General features: G+C 66.4%; 17 protein-coding genes and 1 pseudogene. 13 read left to right on the top strand and 5 right to left on the bottom strand.

Features of this window, described 5'->3' with window-relative positions; translation table 11 throughout:
• Positions 1-2: 2 nt before the first annotated feature.
• From cobW to cobO, 3 genes are read left to right on the top strand one after another with little or no spacing between them, the layout of a single operon-like run.
• Entirely contained in the window at positions 3-1,082 is a 1,080-nt protein-coding gene (cobW, locus tag F9929_RS16965) for a cobalamin biosynthesis protein CobW (RefSeq protein ID WP_152047743.1), read from the top strand.
• Positions 1,082-4,744, top strand: a complete 3,663-nt coding sequence (gene cobN / locus F9929_RS16960; protein WP_152047742.1) for a cobaltochelatase subunit CobN — start codon at positions 1,082-1,084, stop codon at positions 4,742-4,744. The genes cobW and cobN overlap by 1 nt, the downstream gene beginning before the upstream one ends.
• A 2-nt stretch (positions 4,745-4,746) precedes the next feature.
• The gene (gene cobO / locus F9929_RS16955; protein WP_152047741.1) at positions 4,747-5,385 is read left to right on the top strand and encodes a cob(I)yrinic acid a,c-diamide adenosyltransferase; all 639 of its coding nucleotides are present in this window, start codon (positions 4,747-4,749) and stop codon (positions 5,383-5,385) included.
• 60 nt (positions 5,386-5,445) lie between these two features.
• On the opposite strand, the gene F9929_RS16950 is transcribed toward cobO, so the two are convergent.
• Positions 5,446-6,084: a hypothetical protein gene (locus tag F9929_RS16950; protein ID WP_152047740.1), complete on the bottom strand. Its 639-nt coding sequence runs from the start codon at positions 6,082-6,084 to the stop codon at positions 5,446-5,448.
• 247 nt (positions 6,085-6,331) lie between these two features.
• Here F9929_RS16950 and F9929_RS16945 point away from each other — a divergent pair, with 247 nt between their 5' ends.
• From F9929_RS16945 to F9929_RS16930, 4 genes are all read left to right on the top strand, one after another.
• Complete coding sequence (locus F9929_RS16945) at positions 6,332-6,886, top strand: 2Fe-2S iron-sulfur cluster-binding protein (protein WP_152047739.1); 555 nt, start codon at positions 6,332-6,334, stop codon at positions 6,884-6,886.
• The gene (locus F9929_RS16940; protein WP_152047738.1) at positions 6,883-7,881 is read left to right on the top strand and encodes an FAD binding domain-containing protein; all 999 of its coding nucleotides are present in this window, start codon (positions 6,883-6,885) and stop codon (positions 7,879-7,881) included. Before F9929_RS16945 ends, F9929_RS16940 begins: the two co-directional genes overlap by 4 nt.
• The gene (locus F9929_RS16935; protein WP_152047737.1) at positions 7,878-10,103 is read left to right on the top strand and encodes a xanthine dehydrogenase family protein molybdopterin-binding subunit; all 2,226 of its coding nucleotides are present in this window, start codon (positions 7,878-7,880) and stop codon (positions 10,101-10,103) included. Before F9929_RS16940 ends, F9929_RS16935 begins: the two co-directional genes overlap by 4 nt.
• Before the next feature lie 103 nt (positions 10,104-10,206).
• Positions 10,207-11,214 carry an adenosine kinase gene (locus tag F9929_RS16930; protein WP_152047736.1) on the top strand — a complete coding sequence of 336 codons (1,008 nt, stop codon included), beginning with the start codon at positions 10,207-10,209 and terminating at the stop codon, positions 11,212-11,214.
• Here the strand turns inward: F9929_RS16930 and F9929_RS16925 are convergent, their stop codons facing one another.
• A complete protein-coding gene (locus tag F9929_RS16925; protein WP_152047735.1) occupies positions 11,215-11,667 on the bottom strand; it encodes a GNAT family N-acetyltransferase in 453 nt (150 codons plus the stop codon).
• A 121-nt stretch (positions 11,668-11,788) separates the two neighbouring features.
• Here F9929_RS16925 and F9929_RS16920 point away from each other — a divergent pair, with 121 nt between their 5' ends.
• Positions 11,789-12,931 carry a PQQ-dependent sugar dehydrogenase gene (locus F9929_RS16920; protein ID WP_152047734.1) on the top strand — a complete coding sequence of 381 codons (1,143 nt, stop codon included), beginning with the start codon at positions 11,789-11,791 and terminating at the stop codon, positions 12,929-12,931.
• Positions 12,932-12,988: 57 nt separating this feature from the next.
• On the opposite strand, the gene F9929_RS16915 is transcribed toward F9929_RS16920, so the two are convergent.
• Positions 12,989-13,657, bottom strand: a complete 669-nt coding sequence (locus tag F9929_RS16915; protein WP_152047733.1) for a hypothetical protein — start codon at positions 13,655-13,657, stop codon at positions 12,989-12,991.
• Positions 13,657-14,559 (bottom strand): annotated as a pseudogene (locus tag F9929_RS16910) (YifB family Mg chelatase-like AAA ATPase); the annotation flags it as partial. The pseudogene F9929_RS16910 and the gene F9929_RS16915, both read right to left, overlap by 1 nt.
• Here F9929_RS16910 and F9929_RS16905 point away from each other — a divergent pair.
• Complete coding sequence (locus F9929_RS16905) at positions 14,492-16,282, top strand: recombinase family protein (protein ID WP_407922248.1); 1,791 nt, start codon at positions 14,492-14,494, stop codon at positions 16,280-16,282. The pseudogene F9929_RS16910 and the gene F9929_RS16905 overlap by 68 nt on opposite strands.
• Positions 16,283-16,395: 113 nt before the next feature.
• Here the strand turns inward: F9929_RS16905 and F9929_RS16900 are convergent, their stop codons facing one another.
• The gene (locus F9929_RS16900; RefSeq protein ID WP_019994354.1) at positions 16,396-17,727 is read right to left on the bottom strand and encodes a DNA cytosine methyltransferase; all 1,332 of its coding nucleotides are present in this window, start codon (positions 17,725-17,727) and stop codon (positions 16,396-16,398) included.
• Between the two features lie 432 nt (positions 17,728-18,159).
• On the opposite strand from F9929_RS16900, the gene F9929_RS16895 reads away from it, so the two are divergent.
• The 4 genes from F9929_RS16895 to qatD all read left to right on the top strand — a co-directional run bounded on the left by F9929_RS16895 (position 18,160) and on the right by qatD (position 22,773).
• Complete coding sequence (locus tag F9929_RS16895) at positions 18,160-19,926, top strand: KAP family P-loop NTPase fold protein (protein WP_019994353.1); 1,767 nt, start codon at positions 18,160-18,162, stop codon at positions 19,924-19,926.
• 179 nt (positions 19,927-20,105) lie between these two features.
• Positions 20,106-20,780: a hypothetical protein gene (locus tag F9929_RS16890; protein ID WP_019994352.1), complete on the top strand. Its 675-nt coding sequence runs from the start codon at positions 20,106-20,108 to the stop codon at positions 20,778-20,780.
• Positions 20,774-22,045 carry a Qat anti-phage system QueC-like protein QatC gene (gene qatC / locus F9929_RS16885; RefSeq protein ID WP_019994351.1) on the top strand — a complete coding sequence of 424 codons (1,272 nt, stop codon included), beginning with the start codon at positions 20,774-20,776 and terminating at the stop codon, positions 22,043-22,045. Before F9929_RS16890 ends, qatC begins: the two co-directional genes overlap by 7 nt.
• A complete protein-coding gene (gene qatD / locus F9929_RS16880; protein ID WP_152047731.1) occupies positions 22,042-22,773 on the top strand; it encodes a Qat anti-phage system TatD family nuclease QatD in 732 nt (243 codons plus the stop codon). The genes qatC and qatD overlap by 4 nt, the downstream gene beginning before the upstream one ends.
• Positions 22,774-22,789: the final 16 nt, after the last annotated feature.

The raw sequence follows: 22,789 nt of genomic DNA, 5'->3' as shown, positions 1-22,789 counted from the left end.
CCATGAAGAAGATTCCCGCCACCGTCGTCACCGGCTTTCTCGGCGCCGGCAAAACGACGCTGATCCGCAACCTCCTCCAGAATGCCGAAGGGCGGCGCATCGCGCTCGTCATCAACGAGTTCGGGGACCTCGGCGTCGACGGCGACCTCCTGAAGGGCTGCGGCGTGGAAACCTGCCGCGAGGAGGACGTCGTGGAACTCACCAACGGCTGCATCTGCTGCACGGTGGCCGACGACTTCATTCCCACCATGGAAAAGCTGATCGAGCGCGCCGACCGGCTCGACCATATCGTGATCGAGACCTCCGGGCTGGCGCTCCCCCAACCACTGGTCGCCGCCTTCAACTGGCCAGAGGTGAAGGCGCGCGTGACGGTGGATGGCGTCGTCACCGTGATCGATGCCGCGGCCGTCGCCGCCGGCCTCTTCGCCGACGACGAGGCGGTGATCGCGGCCGCGCGCGAGAGTGACGAGGCGATCAGCCACGACAACCCGCTGGAAGAACTCTTCGAGGACCAGATCCGCGCGGCCGATCTCGTGATCTTGAACAAGGCCGATCTCGTCGGGCTGGACGAGATGGCGCAAGCCCGCGAAGCGGTGGAGAAGGCGGGCGGTTCTCGCGCGATCAAGATCGTGCCGGCCTCCGGCGGGCGACTGGCGGCGGACGTTCTCCTCGGCCTTGGCGCGGGGACGGAGGACCTCATCGCGACGCGCCGTTCCCACCACGAGATCGAGCATGAAGGGGGCCTCGCTCACGATCACGACGACTTCGAGAGCTTCGTCGTGGACGCCCCGGCCCTCTCCGATGTTGCGGGTTTCACGGAAGGTTTGAAGGCGCTGATCGCGCGCGAGGACATCCTGCGCGTCAAGGGTTTCGCCGAAGTGAGCGCCAAGCCGACGCGTCTCGTGGTGCAGGCGGTCGGCACACGCATCGAGACCTATTTCGACCGGCCGTGGAAGCCGGACGAGGCGCGGGGCACGCGTCTCGTGGTGATCGGTCTCCACGACAGCCTCGACGAGGCGGCCGAGGCGCGCATCCGAACCGAGATCGAAGGCCTCGCGGCCGGCTTGGAAGTCGCCGCCTGATGCACCTTCTCGCCGCCGGGCGGGGTGTCATCGCGGAAGGCGGCGAGGCCATCGATCTTGGGCAATCGCCGGCAGACATCCTCGTTCTGTCGGCAGCCGATACCGAGCTTGCCTGTCTGTCGGCGGCAGCACACCGGTTGGGGAACGAGGCGCCGTCCCTGCGCCTCGCCAACGTTCTGCGCCTCCAACATCCGATGTCGGTCGACACCTATGTCGAGCGGACGGCGCGCCATGCCAAGCTGATTGTCCTGCGGCTTCTCGGCGGCGCCGCTTATTGGCGCTACGGCGTCGAGCGGCTGGCGGCTCTCGCCCGTGAACGGGGCATCCGCCTCGCCGTGTTGCCCGGCGACGACAAGCCGGACCCGGAACTTGAGCTTTTCTCGACCCTGCCCGAAGCGGACCGGCTATGGCCCTACCTCCACGAGGGCGGAGCGGAGAATGCCGAGAACTTCCTCCTCGCCTGCCGCGCGATCCTTCATGGCGGCGACTGGGCGGCCGAGCCACGGCCGATCCTGAAGGCCGGCGCGCTCGAAAGGCGAAGCGTCCCCGACCGCCCGCTCGCGGCAGTCGTCTTCTACCGCGCGCTTCTCCAGGGCGGGCAGACCGCGCCGGTGGAAGCCATGGGCGAGGCGCTGGAAGCGCGCGGGCTTGCCGTCTTGCCGGTCTATGTGACGAGCCTGAAGGACCCGGTTTCGGTGGAAACCGTCCGCGCCCTTTTCGCCCGCCGCCCGCCGGATGTCGTCCTGAACCTCACGGGCTTCGCGGTCGGGAGCGAAACCGGCACGGTGCTCGACGAAGGCGGCGCGCCGGTACTCCAGGCGGTGCTCGGCAGCGGCACGGAGGAAGCGTGGCGTGCGTCCCCTCGCGGCCTCAGCCCCCGCGATCTCGCGATGAGTGTCGCCCTGCCGGAAATCGACGGCCGGGTGATGGCCGGCGCGATCGCCTTCAAGTCGGCCGGTGCCTTCGACGAGCGCTGCCAGATCGACGTGGTGCGTCACGAGCCGGTGCCCGAAACCGTCGCCCATGTCGCGGCCCTCGCCGCCAACTGGGTGCGCCTTCGACGGACGCCCGTTGCGGAGCGGCGCGTTGCGGTGCTTCTCGCGAACTACCCGAACCGGGACGGGCGCATCGCCAACGGCGTCGGGCTCGACACGCCGGCCGGCACGGTGCGGGTGCTCGGCGCGATGCGGGAAACGGGCTACGCGGTCGAGGATGTGCCGGCGGACGGCAACGCGCTGGTGCAGCATCTTCTCGCGGGGCCGACCAATGCCGGGATCGCGGGCCGGACGATTCGCGAAACCCTTCCGCTGACGGATTATGAGAGTTTTTTCGCCGGCTTACCGAAATCCATCCGCGAGGCCGTGACGGAGCGCTGGGGTGCTCCCGAAACGGACCCGTTCTTCTTAGCTGGACGCGGCTTCGCCCTGCCGCTCGCTGCCTTCGGCAACGTCGTGGTCGGCATCCAGCCGGCGCGCGGCTACAATATCGACCCGAAGGAGACCTATCACTCGCCGGACCTCGTGCCGCCGCACAACTATCTGGCGCTTTACGCCTTTCTGCGCCGCAGCCTCGATGTCCATGCCGTGATCCACATGGGCAAGCACGGCAATCTCGAATGGCTGCCGGGCAAGGCGCTGGCGCTGTCGCAAAGCTGTTTCCCGCGACCGCTCCTCGGCGCGCTGCCGCATCTCTACCCCTTCATCGTCAACGATCCCGGCGAGGGTAGCCAAGCCAAGCGCCGGACCAGCGCGGTGATCGTGGACCATCTGACGCCCCCCCTCACCCGCGCCGAAAGCTACGGCCCCTTGCGCGAACTCGAAGCGCTGGTGGACGAGTATTACGAGGCGAGCCAGGGCGATCCGCGCCGCTCGACGCTTCTCCGCAGGCAGATTCTCCGCCTCGTCGCCGACCTTGGCCTCGACCGCGACATGGGCCTGTCGGAAAGTGAGGACGACGATGCGCGCCTCGAAAAGCTCGACGCCTGGCTTTGCGAGCTAAAGGAATTGCAGATCCGCGATGGACTGCATGTCTTCGGCACGGCCCCGGAAGGCCAGCTTCTCCACGACCTCGTGGTCGCGCTCGCTCGCCTGCCGCGCGGTTTCGAGCCGAAGGACGCATCGCTCACCCGCGCCATCGCGGGCGATCTCCGCCTCGATGTCGATCCCCTGTCCTGCGATATGGCCAAGCCTTGGGAAGGCGAGCGTCCACAGGTTCTCCAAGACCTTTCCACCGATATCTGGCGCACCTGCGGCGACACGGTGGAGCGGATCGAATTCCTGGCCGCCCGGCTCGTTTCGAACGATATGCCGCCCGCCGAAGACTGGCTTTCGGCAAGAGCCGTTCTCGATGAGATCGAAACGCGGCTGAAGCCCGCCGTGGTAATCTCGGGCGAAGCCGAGATTGCCGGGCTTCTCCGAGGCCTCGACGGGCGTTTCGTTCCCCCCGGCCCCTCCGGCGCGCCGACGCGCGGGCGGCCGGACGTGTTGCCGACGGGGCGCAACTTCTTTTCGGTCGATACCCGTGCCGTCCCGACGCGCACCGCCTGGGAACTCGGCCGAAAGTCCGCCGAGCTTCTCGTGTCCCGCCACCTTCAGGACCATGGCGATTACCTGCGCTCCGTCGGGCTTTCCGCCTGGGGCACAGCGAATATGCGCACCGGCGGCGACGACATCGCACAAGCCCTGGCGCTCGTCGGCGTGAAACCGGTCTGGGATGGCGGGTCGGGGCGCGTGTCCGGCTTCGAGGTGATCCCGCCGGCCGCGCTCGGGCGGCCGCGCGTCGATGTGACCTTGCGCGTGTCGGGTTTCTTCCGCGACGCCTTTCCCGACCAGATCGCTCTGTTCGACCGGGCGGTGCGCGCGGTCGGCGCCCTGGACGAGGACGAAGGCGACAACCCGATCGCGGCGCGGATGCGCGCGGATGCGCGGGCGCTCGCCGCTTCGGGCGTTTTGCCCGAGGAGGCGGAAAAACGCGCGGGTTATCGCGTCTTCGGCTCCAAGCCCGGCGCTTATGGCGCGGGCCTCCAGGCGCTGATCGATGAGCGCGGCTGGACGGACAAGAGCGATCTCGCCGAAAGCTATCTCGTCTGGGGCGCCTATGCCTATGGCGCGGGGGTCGAGGGCGCGCCGGAGCGCGAAGGGTTCGAGAATCGCTTGTCGAGCCTGGAAGCGGTGGTCCAGAACCAGGACAACCGCGAGCACGATCTTCTGGATTCCGACGACTACTACCAGTTCGAGGGCGGCATGACGGCGGCCGCCGAGCACCTGTCCGGCCATCGCCCCGCCGTCTACCACAACGACCATTCGCGGCCCGAACGCCCGGTGGTGCGGACGCTCGAACAGGAGATCGGCCGCGTGGTGCGGGCGCGCGTCGTCAACCCGAAATGGATCGCGGGCGTCATGCGCCACGGCTACAAGGGCGCCTTCGAGATGGCCGCGACGGTGGACTATCTTTTCGCCTTCGCCGCGACCACCGGCGCGGTGTCCGACCATCATTTCGAGGCGGTCCACCGCGCCTATCTTCTGGACGAGGCGGTCGCCCGGTTCCTGCAGGACAACAACCCTGCGGCCCTTGCCGAGATGAAGGAGCGCTTGGCGGAAGCGGTCCGGCGTGGTCTCTGGCACCCGCGCTCGAATTCAGTTCTAAGCGATCTGGAGGAATGACGATGGCCGAGAAATCGCCGGTGCTTGCCGCGATGAGTGAGGAAGAACTCGACGCGCGCCACGCCGAGAAGATGCGCAAGAAGAAGGCCGCGCGCGACAAGATCCTCGCCACCAAGACGGAGGAGAAGGGCCTCCTTATCGTCCATACCGGCAAGGGCAAGGGCAAATCCACCGCCGCCTTCGGCCTCGTCTTCCGCGCGCTCGGCAACGGCATGAAGGTCGGCATCGTCCAGTTCGTGAAGGGCAAGTGGGAAACGGGCGAGCGCGCCGCGCTGGAACGCTTTCCGGGCGAGGTGACGATCACCGCGATGGGCGACGGCTTCACCTGGGAAACGCAGGACCGACGCCGCGACATCGAGGCCGCGAAAGCCGCCTGGGAACGCGCCAAGGCCTTCATCATGGACGACGAGCACCAGCTCGTGCTGCTGGATGAACTCAACATTGTCCTGCGCTACGACTATCTCGACGTCGCCGAAGTGCTGGAGGTGCTGGCCGCCCGCCCACCGATGAAGCACGTCGTCGTCACGGGCCGCAACGCCAAGGAAGAGTTGATCGAGGCTGCCGATCTCGTGACCGAGATGGAAGCCGTGAAGCACCCCTTCCGCTCCGGCGTGAAGGCGCAGAAGGGCATCGAGTTCTAAGGAGCCCCTCCCTCGTGCGCCGAAAGCGGAGCGCCCCTCTCGTGGCAGCGATCCGCGCCGTCAGGAAAGGCGTGGACGGCGATCCGAGCCTCCGGAGCGGACGCGCCAAACCCAGCCGGCGAAGGCGAGCAGATAGGCGTAGGCCGCAAGCTCCATCATCTCCTCCACATCCACGAGGGCATGGCGCTCTGCGATGGCGCCCGCGCCGAGAATGAACAGCATCATTCCCAGCGGCCAAAGCCACAACAGGTTGCGAAGGCGCAGGAGGTCGCGCCATGCGAACCGGAACACGATGAGGGAACCGGTGATCGCCAGCACTGCCGATATCGCGATGGCGGCCTTGACGGAGGAACTCGCGCAGATCCCGCCCCCGTAATAAGCGCTGGCGCAGTTCGGGATTTCCCGTTGGAAGGCGATCAGGAGAACCGAGGCCAGAACCACGCAGAGCCAGCCTGCCAATCCCGTCGAACGCTTCCCGGCGAACATGAAGAAGATGGCCGCCGACAGGATCGCGAGCACCTGCAGGGTTTCCACGGGGCCGTTTTCCCCGAAGGCTTCGTCACCGAGGATATCGCAGATCGCTACGAGATAGACGACGGGGACGAGGAGCGATACGGCGATCGCCGCAGGAACCCATACCGCAGCGGAGGGAAGCCAGGGAGCGGACCGGGGCGCTGGAAGGATATGCTCGCTCGCCATGAAGACATCCGCTGGAATCGAACCGATAGCGGGCATCGAAACGGCACCCGTTGAAAGTGTCTATATCCGACGCTCGGCCAACTGAAGAGCCCCGACCTCGTCACGACGCGACAGCATCGCGAGGCGACCGGCCGCAAGCCTGCCATTGCTTGGCATCTCAAGCCTTCGCTGGCCCGATGCGATAAGGCGCGACCAAACGCGCTTTTGGCTCAACCATATCGCGCCAGCCGCGTTCAGCCTCCTTGGAATGGTTACAAGGAGCGCGGCTTTGGTTCGATTGAACGTCAACGGCGAAGTGCGCGAGGTCGAGCTCGACATCCGCACCTCCCTGCTCGACGCCCTGCGCGAGCATATCGGCCTCACCGGCTCCAAGAAGGGCTGCGATCACGGCCAGTGCGGTGCCTGTACCGTTCTCGTCAACGGCCGGCGCATCAATTCCTGCCTGACGCTCGCCGTGATGCACGAGGGCGACGAGATCACCACGATCGAGGGCCTCGGCCGTCCCGGCAAGCTGCACCCGATGCAGGAAGCCTTTCTGGAACATGACGGCTACCAGTGCGGCTACTGCACGCCGGGGCAGATCGTGTCGGCCGTCGGCATGATCGGCGAAGTCGCGGAAGGCTGGCCGAGCCATGCCAGCGCCGATCTTTCGGCGACCCCCACATTGAGCGAGGCCGAGGTTTCCGAGCGCATGAGTGGCAATCTCTGCCGTTGCTCGGCCTATCCCAACATTGTCAACGCGATCCGCGAGGCGGCCCCGGCCGTCCAGACGGCCAAGCCCGATGCGAAGGTGGCGGCATGAGACAGTTCGATTACGCCAGGGCCACGTCGCCGGCCGAGGCCGCGCTCGCCGCCAAGGGTGCCGAAGCCCGCTTCATCGCCGGCGGCACCAACCTGCTCGATCTCATGAAGCTGCAGATCGAGGTGCCGCAGAAGCTTGTCGACATCTCGCGCCTCGATCTCAAGGGGATCGAAAGGCAAGACGAGGGTTTGAAGATCGGCGCTCTCGTGTCCAACAGCGATCTCGCCGTGGACGAGCATGTGAAGCGCGATTACCCGCTTTTGTCGCGCGCGCTTCTGGCGGGCGCCAGCGGCCAACTCCGCAACAAGGCCTCCACCGGCGGCAACTTCCTGCAGCGTACCCGTTGCGGCTATTTCTATGAGACCTCCGCCCGCTGCAACAAGCGGAACCCAAGCTCGGGCTGCGATGCGATCGGCGGCTTCAACCGCATCCATGCGATCCTCGGCGCCAGCGACAAGTGCATCGCGACGCATCCGTCCGACATGGCGGTCGCTATGCGCGCCCTCGACGCGGAGATCGAGACGGTGAAGGCGGATGGCTCGACGCGCCGTTTCAACGTCGCCGAACTGCATCGCCTCCCCGGCGATACGCCGGAGATCGAGACCAATCTGGAAGCGGGTGAACTCATCACCGCCATCCACCTGCCCGCCCCTCTGGGCGGAACGCAGATCTACCGCAAGGTTCGCGACCGCGCGTCTTATGCCTTCGCGCTGATCTCGGTGGCGGCGGTGGTGAAGATGGAAGCCGGGCGCATCGCCAAGGCCCGGCTCGCCTTCGGCGGCGTCGCCCATGTGCCCTGGCGCAACGAGGCGGTGGAACAGCTTCTGATCGATGAGGCTCCCAGCGAGAAGCTGTTCGCGGAGGCCGCCGACATCCTTTTGAAGGATGCCAAAGGCCAGGGCGACAACGACTTCAAGATCGAACTCATGCGGCGCACGCTCCCGGCGGTGCTGCTGGAGGCGACCGGAACCCGGACTGAGGGGCAAGCGGCATGAGCCTTTCCTACGACTACAAGATGGACAAGCCGGTCGGCGAAACGCGCCTCGACCGCAACGGCCAGAACATCATCGGCCGCGCCCTGCCGCGCTTCGAGGGACCGCTGAAGGTCTCGGGAACCGCGAAATACGCCTACGAGCAGATCGTCGGGCGAAACGTCGCCTATGGTCATCTCGTCACCGCGCCGATCGGCTCGGGCAAGATCAAGCGTATCGATCCGCTGCGCGCCCTTTCCACCAAGGGCGTCCTTCATGTGGTGGTGGACGACAAGGCGGCGCGCGCTTCCGCCGACCCGAGCGATTCAAAGCCCGCCGCGATCAAGGGCGAAGTGAACTACCATGGCCAGCCGGTCTGCATGGTGGTGGCGGAAAGCTTCGAAATCGCCCGCGACGCCGCGCGCCTCGTGGATATCGAATACGAGGAAACGGAAGGCCGCTACGACCTCTTCGCGGTGGCCGACGAGGCCTACGATCCGGGCGAGCAGCAGATGCCCTCCACGGTCAAGAAGGGCGATGTCGACAAGGCGTTCGAGGCGGCCGAGGTGCAGTTCGAGGCGACCTATACGACGCCGAGCCAGAACTCCTCGGCCATGGAGCCCCATGCCTCCATCGCGTCCTGGAACGGCGACGAGCTGACGCTTTACGGCTCCTATCAGCTCGTTTCCACCAATGTCGGGCAGCTCGCCGCGGCGCTCGGCATTTCGCAGAGCAAAGTGCGGATCGTTTCGCCTTATGTCGGTGGCGGTTTCGGCTCGAAGCTCGGCATCGCGCCGGAATCGGTCTTCGCCGCGCTCGGCGCGAAAGCGGTGGATCGGCCGGTGAAGGTCGCCCTCACCCGCCAACAGGTCTACCAGACGACGGTGCGCCGCACCGACACCATCCAGCGCATCCGCATCGGTTGCACGAAGGAAGGCCGGATCACTGCGATCGCCCACAACACGATCTGCGGCAATCTCGCGGAGAACCCGGTGTTCGAGCCGGCCGGCATTTCCACCGTGTTCCTTTATGCCGGCGAGAACCGCGAGGTCACGCACCGGAAAGCCGACGTCAACGTCCTCCTCGCGGCGTCCATGCGCGCGCCGGGCGAGGCGGTCGGCATGCTGGCGCTCGAAAACGCCGTGGACGAGATGGCGGAAAAGCTGGGGCTCGATCCGATCGAGTTCCGCAAGCTCAACGAGCCGACCGAGGACCCGCAGGACGGCCTGCCCTTCTCTTCCCGCAAGCTGTTGGAATGCTTTGACGAAGGCGCCAAGCGTTTCGATTGGGCCAGCCGTCCCAAGACCCCGATGAGCCGGCGCGAAGGCGAATGGTATATCGGCGTCGGCATGGCGGCGGCCTCGCGCAAGAACATGCTCCAGCCTTCTTCCGCTCGTGTGACGCTCAGCCCCGACGGCACGGCGCTGGTGGAAACCGATATGACGGATATCGGCACCGGCACCTACACGATCCTCCAGCAGATCGCGGCCGAGATGCTTGGGCTGCCCCGCGAAAAGGTGGAGGTGAAGCTCGGCGATTCGGCCCTGCCACAAGGGGCGGGTTCGGGCGGCTCCTGGGGCGCGAACTCTTCCGGCTCATCCGTTTTCGCGGCCTGCGAGGGCATCGTCGCGGAGATCGCCAAGCGGCTTGATGTCGAGCCGGACGACATGACCTTGAAGGACGGCACCGTGATCGCCGGCAACCGCCAGCGTCTCGTCTCCGAGGTCGTCGGCAGGGCGCCGATCGTCGTCACCGGCAACTTCAAGCCGGGCAAGCAGTACCAAACCACGCACCAGGCGAGCTACGGCGCGCATTTCTGCGAGGTGGCCGTCAATTCCGTCACCGGCGAAACGCGCGTCCGGCGCCTCCTTTCGGTGGTCGCCGCCGGCCGCATCCTCAACGAGAAGACCGCGACTTCGCAATGTTACGGCGGTCAGATCTTCGGCATCGGTGGGGCGCTGACGGAAGAGCTCATCATCGACCCACGCACCGGGCTGATGGTGAACCACGATCTGGCCGAATACCACGTGCCGGTGAATGCCGACGTGCCGCAGCTCGACGTCGTGCTTCTGCCCGAGCGCGACCATGCCGCGAGCCCGCTGGCGAGCAAGGGCATCGGCGAGTTGGCGCTGTCGGGCGTCGGCGCGGCGGTGACGAACGCCATCTACAACGCGACCGGCGTTCGGGTGCGCGATTACCCGATGACGCTCGACAAGGTGCTCGCCGGCTGGGCCAAGCAGCGCTGAACAGCGGCGAACCGGACAAGGGCGGTGCGGGTTTCTCGCGCCGCCCTTTTTCTTGCGCGCTCGATGTTCTAAGCCCCAACGGCAACAAGCTTGGAAGACCCGAATGGCGGAACTCGACGTCCTGACGATCGGCAATGCGATCGTCGACATCATCGCGCAGGTGGACGAGGACTTTCTCGTCCGGCACGAGGTGCGCAAGGGCTCGATGACCCTGATCGACGCGGCGCGGGCGGAAATGCTCTACGAGTCCATGGGGCCGGCGGTGGAAACGTCGGGCGGCTCGGCGGCCAACACGGCGGCGGGCGTCGTGAGCCTCGGGGGCCGGGGCGCCTATATCGGCAAGGTCGCGAAGGACGCGCTCGGCACCGTCTACACATCCGACATCCGCGCCCAGAAAGTGCGCTACGAGACGGCGGCCTTGGAGGGCTCCGCGCCGACCGCGCGCTCCATGATCCTGGTGACGCCCGACGGCGAGCGTTCCATGTCGACCTATCTCGGCGCCTGCATGGAACTGACGCCCGCCGATATCGACGAAGCTTTGGTCGCCTCCGCCACCGTCACCTATTTCGAAGGCTATCTCTGGGACCAGCCGAGCGCCAAGGAAGCGATCCGCCTCGCGGCCCGCTTCGCCCACAAGCACGACCGGACCATGGCCTTCACCCTGTCGGATGCCTTTTGCGTCCACCGTTATCGTGACGAGTTTCTGGAACTGATGCGCTCGGGAACGGTGGATATTGTTTTCGCCAACGAGGCCGAAGCGCTGGCGCTCTACGAAACCGACGATCTCGATCTCGCCCTCGCCCGCCTCGGTCAGGATGCAGGCAAGCTCGCGCTTGTCACGCGCTCGGAAAAGGGCTGTGTGGTGGTGGAGAAGGATCAGACATTCGCGGTTCCCGCGACCCCCGTCCGCCAGCTTCTCGACACGACGGGCGCGGGAGATCTCTTCGCCGGCGGGTTCCTGCGCGGCTATACGGCGGGGCTTTCACACGAGGACTCGGCCAAGCTCGGCACGGTGGCCGCCGCCCATATCATCGAGCAGATCGGGCCGCGTCCGCAGCAGCAACTGGCGCGGCTGCCGGCGGCGAAAGACATTCTCGCCGGGATCGCCTGATCAGGAGCCCAAGAGCTTGCGGTATTGCACGAAGCCCGACCGGTCGGCGATCCGGTCGTAGAGCTTCATCGCGTCCGCGTTGGTCTCGTGCGTCAGCCAATGAACGCGCGAACAGCCTTCCGCCGCGGCCGCCTCGTAGACATGCTCGATGAGGCGGCGGCCGACCCCTGCGGCCCGCGCCTCCGGGGCGACGAAGAGATCCTGGAGATAGCAGTAATCGCCGATCGTCCATGAAGAGCGGTGGCGGATGCGGTGGACGAGACCGACGGCATCGTTTCCGCGCCAAGCGAGCGCACCCGCCATGGGCTCGCCCGGATCGAGGAGCCGGCGCCAGGTGATGTCCGTGACCTCGTCTGCGATATCGGCCTTGTAGAAGGCGAGATAGGCCTGCCAGAGCGGTGCCCAGAAAGCGCGATCCGCTTGCGCCAAAGGCCGGATGTCGATGGCGGTCATGATCGTCCTCGCTGTTCAGATTCCCGCTGGCGACAATGACGGCTCGATCACGTTGACGCCAAGTCCTTTCCTTATCCCCGCCTCGACCCGAAATCTTCTTTCAGGATTCCGGGAGTTGGCCATGCCGCATCGTTTCGAATTCTTCAGCCTCGTCGCCGGGGCGACGCTTGTTTCCACCGCCGCCTTTGCCGTGGACGACACGGTTCGAACCGAGGCCGGCGACTTGAAGGTGACCACCGTCACCAGCGATCTTTCGCGCCCCTGGGGCTTCGAGTTCCTGCCCGATGGTTCGATGCTGGTTACCGAGAAGGGCGGGACGATGCGGGTGGTTTCCGGAGACGGAAAGGTCGGCGAGCCGATCTCGGGCGTGCCGAAGGTGGAAAGCGGCGGCCAGGGCGGGCTTCTCGACGTCGCGCTCGATCCGAAATTCACCGAGAACCGTCTCGTCTACTTCACCTATTCGGCCGCCGGGGAAGGCGGCAACTCCACCGCCATCGGCAAGGGGCGGCTGTCGCCGGACGGCACGCGCCTCGAGGAAGTCTCGAAGATCTTCACGCAGGAACCGCGCTACGACGGAAACAAGCACTTCGGCTCGCGCATCGTCTTCGACCGCGAAGGCCATCTCTTCGCCGGGCTCGGCGAGCGGTCGGATAAAGGCATCCGCGAGAACGCGCAGAAGCTCGACAACCATATCGGCAAGGTCATCCGCATCAATGCCGACGGCTCGGTGCCAGCGGACAATCCGTTCGTGGGACAAGAAGGCGCGAGGCCCGAAATCTGGTCTTACGGCCACCGAAACATCCAGGGCGGCGCGCTGAACCCTGAGACCGGCGCTGTCTGGTTCTCCGAGCATGGCCCGAAGGGCGGCGACGAAGTGAACGTCGCCGAGCGGGCCAAGAACTACGGCTGGCCGATGGTCTCTTATGGCGTCGAATATTCCGGCCAGCCGGTCGGCACGGGCAAGCAATCGGGCGAAGGCTTCACGCAGCCGGTCCTCCACTGGACGCCGGTGATCGGGGCCAGCGGCATGGCCTTCTACACCGGCGATGCGGTGCCCGGATGGAAAGGGAGCGCCTTCTTCGGCGGCCTCGCCACGAAGGACCTCGTGCGCGTGACCTTCGACGGCACGAAGGTCGTCGGCGAGGAGCGGCTTTTGAAGGATTTCGGCAAACGTATCCGCGATGTGAGGCAAGGCCCGGACGGGGCGATCTATGTCGCGACGGACGAGGGGGATATCATGCGGGTTGGTCGTGCGAAGGGATAAGACGATTTGATCCTATCCTGCTTTCCAATAGGCCCAACCTTCGCGAAGCCAACTCCCTCAACCCGAACTCATATCGGTTTCCAGATAGAAATCGCCGAATAGATGATCCGTATACAAGCCGCCAATATCGCTTGAGCGCCGCTCCCCGACATACTTTGCCATTGAACCGGTGGGATCGTAGACCAACGTCCTTATAACCGCGCCGTCGCTGACCAAAGCAGCATCATCCCCCCAGTCGAACCGAACTTGCTGATTAGGATTTCCAGACCTGCGGATTTCAGCTTTGTAGTACGGATAGAAGAGCACAAGATGGATGTAATCCCCTGCCCTAACAGCAGGCACGAAGATGGCCAACGTCAAAGCAATGACGAAAACCCTTTGCAGCGCCTTCACCCATCTCAGTCGGAACAGATCGGCGAGAATGATAAATGCTCCAACCGATGTCATGATCAGCACAATGGCACCAGCGAGCAATAGAAGTGTCGCCGTCCCAAACCCCGGAAATATGGAGATAATTGCACCCAAGCCCAAAGGCGCAAGCAACACAAAAATCAGCCTGCCGAGGAACGAACGTTTGCTCCAAGCACCGTCCGAATGAAGCTTCGCAACAATCGTATTGATGTTTGCGGAATCGCTACTCGGCAGCAGTGAACGCGACCTATCCAACCCTGAATACGTAAAATTACGATCCTTGAACAATTGGGAATCCAGGTCTTTCCGTAGCATCACGCCGCCGCCTGCAATCGCTCGCCCGCCATCCGGAACGAGATCGCCTCGGCGAGATGCGTCGAGCGCACCGTGGTCTCGCCTTCGAGATCGGCGAGGGTGCGGGCGACTTTCAGGATGCGGTGATAGCCGCGCGCGGAGAATTTCAGCTTCTCCGCCGCATCGTGGAGGAGCTTCAGGCCGGCCGCGTCGGGTGCTGCGACCGTTTCGATGAGGGCAGCCGAACAGCGGGCGTTGACCGTAGAGCCGGGAAGGCCTTTCGCCTCGTAGCGCACCGTTTGACGCGCTCTGGCGGTTGCGACGCGCGCGGCGACGGTGGCCGATGATTCCGCCGTGCCGCCGCGCATCAGGTCCATGGCCGTCACGGCCGGCACATCGACGCGAATGTCGATGCGGTCCATCAGCGGCCCGGAAATGCGGGCCTGATAGTCGGACACGCAGCGCGGCCCGCGTGCGCAATGGTGGCCGGGCTCTCCCGCCATGCCGCACCGGCACGGATTCATCGCCGAGACGAGCTGGAAGTCGGCCGGATAGGTGACGTGGTGGTTCGCCCGCGCGATGACGCTTTCCCCGCTTTCCAGCGGCTGGCGCAGGGAATCCAGAACAACGGGCGTGAACTCGGGAAACTCGTCCAGGAAAAGGACGCCGCGATGGGCGAGCGACACCTCGCCGGGTTTTGCCTTCAACCCGCCGCCGACCATCGCCGCCATGGAGGCCGAATGATGGGGCGCGCGGAAAGGGCGGCGATCCGTCAGCCGCCCGCCGGCAAGCTCGCCGGCGATGGAGGCGATCATCGACACGTCGAGAAGTTCGCGGGCTCCGAGCGGCGGCAGGATGGAGGCCAGCCGCTGCGCCAGCATGGACTTACCGGAGCCCGGCGGCCCGACCATCAGCAAGGTATGCTACATTAACAGCATCGAACCCGACGGACGGTTACCGATGCCCAAGGCTTTCAGCTACATACGCTTCTCGTCGCCGGAGCAGGCACGCGGCGACTCACTCCGTCGTCAGCTATCTAGGGCGAGGGACTGGTGCCAGGCTCGCGGGCTGGAGTTGGACGACAGCCTCCGGGACCTGGGCATATCTGCGTACAAGGGCGCTCACCGGGACATCGGCGCCCTCAAGCGATTCCTTGCTTTGGTTGAGGCGGGGGAGGTCCCGCACGGCTCGTACTTAGTGGTCGAGTCCTTGGACCGTCTGTCCCGAGAGGCTGTTCTGGATGCCGCGGCGCGGCTGTTCGACCTGATCCGCGCGGGAGTCATTGTTGTGACTCTCTCCGACGGTCAGGTCTACTCCGAGGAGCGCCTGCGCACGGACTGGACGCCGCTGATCGTGTCGATCGCAGTGATGGCTCGCGCCCACGAGGAGTCCCGGACGAAGGGAGAGCGAGTTGGGGCCGCCTGGGCAAGGAAGAAGGCCGCGGCACGCGATGAGGGCCGGCCCCTCACGCTGCGCTGTCCCGAGTGGATCGCGATCGAGGACGGCAAGTTCGTCCTCCGCGAGGACCGCGCCGAGATCGTGCGCAGCATCTACCACATGGCGATCGAGGGCTACGGGCAACGGCAGATCGTATCTCGGCTCAACGCGGCCGGAACCCCGACATGGCGAGGCGGCATCGGCTGGCAGACGTCCACCGTCGCCAAGATTCTCAGCGGACGCCTCGCGCTCGGCGAGTACCAGCCGCATTCGGGCACCCACCGCGGCGGCAACCGCCAGCCCGAGGGCAACCCAATCAGGGGCTACTACCCCGCCGTCGTGGACGAGGAGACCTACTGGCGGGCCCGGCAGGCATCGAAGGGCCGCCGCATCGCAGCCGGTCGACGGGGACGCGGCGTCGCTCACCTTCTCCTCGGGCTTGGCAAGTGCGCCCGCTGCGGCGGGTCCATGTACGTGATCGACAAGGGACCGCCACCGAAGGGCGGGACGTACTTCGAGTGCGCCACGCAACGGCGCGGCGCGGGGTGCGAGAACGGCACGAGGTGGCGTGCCGACCGCATCGAACGCCGCCTCCTCCGGGGGCTGGCCTACCTCGACGCAGGGGCGGTCCTCCGCGGCGCGCAGCCCACCGCCGAGGCCGATCGCGTGACCATCCTCGGCGCTCGCCTCGCCGAGGTCGAGGGCCGCCGCAAGCGCCTCCTCGGACTGGTCGAGGACGGGGACGACGGGGCGGCCGACCGCTACCGGGCGCTCGGCGAGGAGGCCAAGACCATCCAGCGCGAGCTCCGCGAGGCCGAGAAGGCCGCCGCGACGGCCGCCGCCGACCCCGGCCTACGCGCCCGTCTCGGTGAGGCCGTGGACCTGTCACGGGCGATGGAGGAAGCGGAGGGCGACGACCGGCACGCGATCAGGACGCGTCTCGCCGAACAGCTTCGCCAACTTGTGGCCGAGGTTCGATTCGATCCCGACTTGGGGGTGCTCGCGTACCTCACCCCGCGGCCGGGCGTCCCCGCCGAGGACGTGCCCGCGATCGTCGGCGCCCGCCACATGCTGGCTTGGCAGATGTGGCTCAACGACGACACGGACCCGTCCGGGTTCGTCGGCATGGATGACACACCCGACCCCGACGAGGAGACCCGCAACCTCCGTACCCTTGCGAAGATGCGCGGGCGGAGAGCGTCGGCGTAGCCGGCGCGACCCGCCCGCACCCGGCAACGCCCCTGCGAGGGGCGTGAACCCCTCCCCGCGGGGAGGGGTGGAGCTGGTCCGAAGGACCGGGTGGGGGTTCGGCGACCCGGGCCCTACTCGGCCGCTTCGAGGAATGCCGCCGACGCCGGAACGCGGACAGGCGCGCCGAGCGGGCGGCGCGGGACAGGCGTGCGCAGCTTCTCAAGCCTTGCCTCGGCCCGAGCCTTGCGCTTCGCGGCAACCTCCGCGCGCCACTTGGCATGCGAGCGCAATGCGCGCCGCAGGTCCGACTTCGCGTTCGTCGACAGCGTCGAGAAACCTTCGGCGCGCTCCAGGAGCGCCAGCTCGGCGTCGAGGTCCGCAAGGATTCGACCGCCCAACAGCTTCCGTGCCTGCTTCAGGTGCAGCCGCCGGTTCCGAAGGGACTGCCCGGTAAGACCCCTGCGACCCTTCTGGAGCCAGGCGTCGAATGCCTTCTCCGTCGTCGGGATCGACTCGCCCCGTTCGCGTGCGAGGATTACCCGCCCGACTGCCTCCGCCAACGGAGGGGGGACCGCGTTGGCGATCATCAACATCCTCTGCCTGGTCGCCGGGATGTCGAGCCAGTCCCAGTCCGCGGGGAAGCCCTGGATGCGGGAAAGGACATCCATCGGCAGCGGGTCGACGAGTGCCGACGGCGCCATGTCGCGCTCGTGGTCCGTGTACCAGTTCTGCGGTCCCTCATGCGCACTGCGCAGGAGCGTTGGGCACGGGAGGTCGATCGACCGGACGCCCGAATGCCCTGTGTAGGGCCGCATGAAGAATGCGCGGGCCTCTGGCGGATGGTCCCCGCCCGGGTGAACGCCCACGTCGTCGCCGAGGGCATCGCGGATCGACATGCGACGGGGAGAGGCGGCCTCGGCGATGGCCGACGTGAGGAAGCCGTCGGCCTCCCCGAGCCTTCCCACGGCGAAGAATCTTTTGCGCATCTGCGGCGTGCCGTAGCGGCTGCCGTCGAGTACGACTTCCGTCAGTCCGTAGCCGGCCTTGACGAACAGGGCGCGCGCCTTCGCGTACGTCTTCGTTTTCCGGGCGCGGGGAACGTTCTCCATGACGAACCACGCGGGCCTTGCGGTGATGATCGCCACGGCGAAGCCGAGCGTCAGGGACGCGTTGCGTCCCTCCTGACGCTTGCCGGCCGAGGAGAAGTCCTGGCACGGCGGGCCGCCGACGATGATGTCGGGCTCCAGGGCGGCGATGGTGGGCGCCATCGTCAGGAGGTCCGCAAGGTCCGCCTTCCGGTGGCGGTCGCGCTTGAAAAGCCGATCGAGCGGCCGGCGGAGGTTCGCGCCGTGGACCCTCAGGGCCTTCTCGTTCGCGTCGTACCCCTGGACGATCTGGAAGCCAGCCCGTGTCAGACCGAGGGACATGCCCCCGGCACCGCAGAAGAGATCGATTGCCCGCATTGGTTCGCCGTCACGTTGTTGCTCGTGACAGTTGCCTACCGCGTGGTCCGTTCGTTTCGGGTCAAGGAATCAGGTGAACGGTCGGTGACCGACGACCCGGTCGCCCCCGTTGACGCACAGGCTCCGGGGCACCTTCGGCGCCAGTTGAGGGGCGCTGCGCCCCTCCGCCTGCTCCGCCTTCGGCTTCGGCCCGTTCGGGCTGGAAAACGGGGACGGCCGTAGCCTTCCGCAACTGAGGGTCAGCTAGTCAGAGGGATGGAGCAACTTCCTTGTGGTGCCACACCCCTGAGTCGCAACGGACGACCCAACGATTCCCTGCAACACAAAGAACTGATTGTCGCAACGGCATCGAACGGATCAAACGACACGCTGCTTACGAGTGTGGGTTGTGTATAATCATCGAACCTAGATTCCCGAGCGGCAATCCGAATCATGTGGCGCGACAGCGAGAGCGAGCAGGACTTCCTGAACTTTACCGAGGTGGCGGACCAGATCGCCACCCTCGCGACCACTCCATCCCTGTTGCCCATCTCGATCGGCGTGTTCGGAACGTGGGGCACGGGAAAGTCGACCGTGCTGAAGCTCGTCGAGGCACGCCTGCCCGCCCCGAGAGACGGGGACGCGGCTGCCGTCGTCGTCAGGTTCGACGCCTGGATGTACCAAGGATTCGACGACGCGCGTGCCGCCCTGATGGAGGTGGTCGCCACCGAGCTTCTCGCGTTGGCGGAGGAGAAGAAGACCCTTGTCGAGAAGGCGAAGGAGTTCGCGGGACGGGTCAATTACTTCCGTGGTTTGGGGATGATCGCCGACTTCGGCGTCGGAATGGCCCTCGGCATCCCCCCGGGCCTCCTGACGAGGGCGGGCGCCGCAGTGTCCTCGGCTCTTGCGGGCGGTCTGACCGAGGAGCAATACGGTACGGCTAAGGAGGACGCGGCCGAGGCTCGGAAGGGGCTCGGCGAACTGATCAAGCCCGCCGAGAAGCGGACGCCGCCAAAGGAGATCGTGGCCTTCCGCGAGGAGTTCGGCTCCTTGCTAGAGGGGCTAGAGACGACGTTGGTCGTCTTCGTCGACAACCTTGACCGATGCCTTCCCGACGTCGCGATCGGCACGCTTGAGGCGATCCGGCTGTTCCTGTTCATGCCTCAGACGGCGTTCGTCATCGCCGCCGACGAGGATATGATCCGCCATTCGGTCGCGAAGCACTTCGACGATCCCAACGCGTCCCACGTGCGCGACTATCTCGATAAGGTCATCCAGGTGCCGATGCGCGTACCGAGGGTCGGGGCGGAGGACCTGCGAGCCTACATGTACTCGCTCTTCGTCGGCCTAGCCGCGCCCGACCGCCTGCCCGCCGTGCAAGAGCGGCTCCTTTCCGCACTGCAAGAAGGATGGCGCAACGAGACATTCGAGAAGGCCGAGATCGCAGGACTCGCGGGAAACCCTCCCGACCTCTTGGACAACCTCGCCATCGCCGACAGGCTGGCGCCGATGATGGCGTCGGCGCCGAAGATCCAGGGCAACCCCCGCATCGTGAAGCGGCTTCTCAACGCCGTGTCGCTCCGGCGTACCCTGGCCGCGAAACGGCAGATGAACGTCGACTTCGCGACCTTGGCGAAGCTCGCCATCTTCGAGCGCTGCACCGACGGTCCGGCAACGCTCGCGCTGTTCCAGCTCATCATGGATGGAAAGGACGTCGAGAAGGTCCTCCTGCCGGGCGGCAAGGATAAGGCCAAGCCGTCCCCGTTGCCCAAAGAGTGGGAGCCGCATGCCGATTTCGTCGAGGAGTGGCGAAAGCTCGACCCGCCGTTCGAGAACGCCGAGAGACTGAGGCCGGCCGTCTTCCTCAGCCGCGACGTCATGGCACCGGCGCGGGCACGCTCGGACATCAGCGAAGCGGCCCGAACCGCCATCGATGCCTTGCTCAAGATCGACGGCATCGCGTCCCCGGTCGGAAAGAGGATCGTCGCCGGCCTGACGCCTGACGACAAGCGCGCCGTCATGTCCGGGCTGGTGGCGACCATGCGGGAAGCCGACTGGACCTCGGCGGTCCCGGGCCTCTACGGCGCCTTGATGATCGCGGAGGCACTTCCGGAGACCAAGACGGAACTCAAGGCCTTCATTGGCAGCCTCAACACCGGCGAGATGACCAAGGGGATTCAGTTCCTCCTTCGCAAGACCGGCATGCTGGAGACCAAGTGATGGGAACCTCGCGCTCTAAGCCTGACGCTCCTCCGGCGGCTCCCCTCGTTCCGCCATGGGCCGACCAAGACCCAGCACCACCTCCGCCGCTACCGGATCCTCTTCCGGAAGATCCCGTCCCCGAGCCGGAGGACGACGACCCCGGCCCGCTGGCCGACGACGTCGTCGACGGAGAAGAGGTGGAGGAGGTTGCCGAGCCTGCTCGGTTCCGCCCCTTCCGGATGGCGCTGAGTAGGTTCGGGGCGTCGAACGATCGTGCGGATGCCAGGGCGGCCCTGGGCCGATGGGCAAACAAGTCCGTTGGGGGCGGTCCAGCCGGAGCCCGGCGCGTCGCACGGGCAGCGCGCACCGGTGGATCCGCGCTGGCGGGCCTCGCGCGCGCCGGCGCGGGAGAACCGCCCGAGGCCGGCCAGATCGACATCCGCGAACTCGCGGGACAGCCTTTGGACGTGGCAGTCGCGGCGATCGTCGACGCGTTCATGCCGGCCGGCATCATCGACGAGGTAACAGCCCGCCTTTCGATGGAGGTAGCCGTCGCGGAAGCGCTAGGCAACGCGGGGGCCTTCGATCCCGCCGCGCTCGACGCCGAGGCGGTGCAGACCGCCACCCTGGCCTTCGTGGCAGAGCTCGTGTTCACGCAGGTCGCAGGCGACGCCGGCAAGGCCCTGGCCGCGATCGGCCCCGTGGCGGCGGCACAACGGGAGGCAGACATCCGCTCTCTCGTGAAAGAGGTTGTCGACTTGGTCGGCGCTCCGATCCTGGTCGCCGCGGGAGCTGTCCTTAGCGGACAGCGGATGTCCGCGTTGGTCGCGCGGACCGTGCAGGTCGCGCTCGAGGAGATCTCGACATGGTGACCCGCATCCCTACCCGCGTGCTCGCCACGCCGAATGCCATGCGCGCGACGGCCGCGGTCGCCCACGGCGACGTCGGCGTTGCCTTGCATCACATCGGTCGCCCTGAACTCGCCGGCCTCGGCGGCACGCTTAACCAAGCGGCGGCCGCACTCCCGAGAACCCCGTCGGTCCTGGCGTGGGACTTCCTCTCCATCGCCCTGGCGGTCCATGCCGCCGACCGTTTCGTCATCCGCAAGGAAGCAGCCGACTCCTGGACGCGCATGATCGCGCTGGAGGTCGAGCTTGCCGATCCCGAGCCGTGGGCGGCCCAGGCCGGGGCGATCGAGGACACTCTTCGCTTCCTTTCGAGCGATATATGGAGCGTCAGGTTCCGCGGCGGGGGCGCACGCCCTCCGGCCGTCGCAGACCGGCCGACAGACCGGGATTGCGCATGCCTGTTCTCCGGCGGCCTCGACAGCCTGATTGGCGCGCTCGACCTACGCGCGGAAGGCCGGAGGCCCCTCCTCGTCAGCCAGGCGTCGCCGAAGGAGGGGTCGGTCCAGCGCACCTTGGCAGGGCTGATCGGCATGGACGCTGAACGTTTCTCGGCGCGTGCCTCGGAGCGCTGGCGGCAGCCGTACGAACCGTCGTCACGGGCACGATCCATGCTGTTCCTCGGCTACGGGGCCGTGGCGGCGGCGTCGCTCGCCCGGGATGGGGCGCCGGTCGACCTCTTCGTTCCCGAGAACGGACTGATCTCGATCAACGCGCCGCTGACGCATCGGCGCATGGCGAGCCTCAGCACGCGGACGACGCACCCGCACTTCATCTCGTCCCTCCAACGTGTCCTCGACGGAGTAGGCCTGCCTGCGCGCATTCGCACGCCCTACGCCCTCAAGACTAAGGGGCAGATGCTTGCCGAATGCCGAGACGAACTTATCCACGAGCTCGCGCACCGCTCCTATTCGTGTGGGAAGGGAAAACGCCTCAACCAACATTGCGGTCGCTGCGTGCCATGCCTTATACGCCGGGCTTCCTTCGAGGCAGCGGGCATGCGGGACGGTACGGATTACTGGGCGAACGACCTTTCCGAACACGCGTCGAACGAGGACGTGGCGGCGGCGAGGTTCGCGGCGGCGACGCTTGAGCGCCGCGACGTGGCACGTTGGGCAAGCGAGGCAGGCCCGCTCCCGACGGATCCGGACTTGCGGCGTGGCCATGTCGACGTGGTGCGCAGGGGCACCGCGGAGGTGAAGGCGTTCCTCGACGCGATCGCCTGGCCTTGATCGACTTGCACTGCCATCTCGACCTGTATCCCGATCCGTCGGGAATGGTCGCGGAGTGCATCACACGGCGCCTCTACGTCCTGTCGGTGACGACTGTTCCCAGCGCGTTCGAGGGCACCGCAGCGCTGGCGCCCGACGGAAGCAGGATCAAGACGGCGCTCGGACTGCATCCGGAACTCGCCGCCGCGCGAGCCCGGGAGTTGCCGTTGTTCGAGCGCCTGCTGCCCCGAACGGACTACGTTGGGGAGATTGGGCTCGACGGATCGCGGGAGCACCGCGACACGATGGATGCCCAGCTCGGGGTGTTGCGGGACATCCTCCGAATGTGCTCGCTCGCAGGTGGGCGGGTGATGTCCATGCACAGTAGGGGCGCCATCGACTGCGTGCTTGACGCCCTGGAGGCCGAGCCAAGCGCCGGCCGCCCGATCCTGCATTGGTTCGTGGGCACGAAACGCCAAGTGGAGCGTGCCGCTGAAATGGGCTGCTGGTTCTCCGTCGGCCCAAGCGTGCTGCTCGGGGAGCGTGGACGGACAGCCGTGCGTGCGATGCCTTGGGATCGGGTCCTCACGGAATCCGACGGGCCATTCGGGCAGTACCAGGGACAACCTACTAAGCCATGGGATGCCTGGGCAACCGTGGAGGGGCTTGCCCAGCTTTGGAACGCAAGTCGGGAAGAGGTCCAGTCGCGCCTTGTGTCGAACTTCCGGAAGATTGTGGCCGAGAAGTAGCTCATCCGAATGATGA

It is taken from the genome of Aureimonas psammosilenae, assembly GCF_009176975.1.
In the GTDB taxonomy this organism is placed as follows: domain Bacteria; phylum Pseudomonadota; class Alphaproteobacteria; order Rhizobiales; family Rhizobiaceae; genus Plantimonas; species Plantimonas psammosilenae.
The sequence above is the reverse complement of the archived record's forward strand: the minus strand, read 5'-3'. Positions and strand labels throughout refer to the sequence as shown.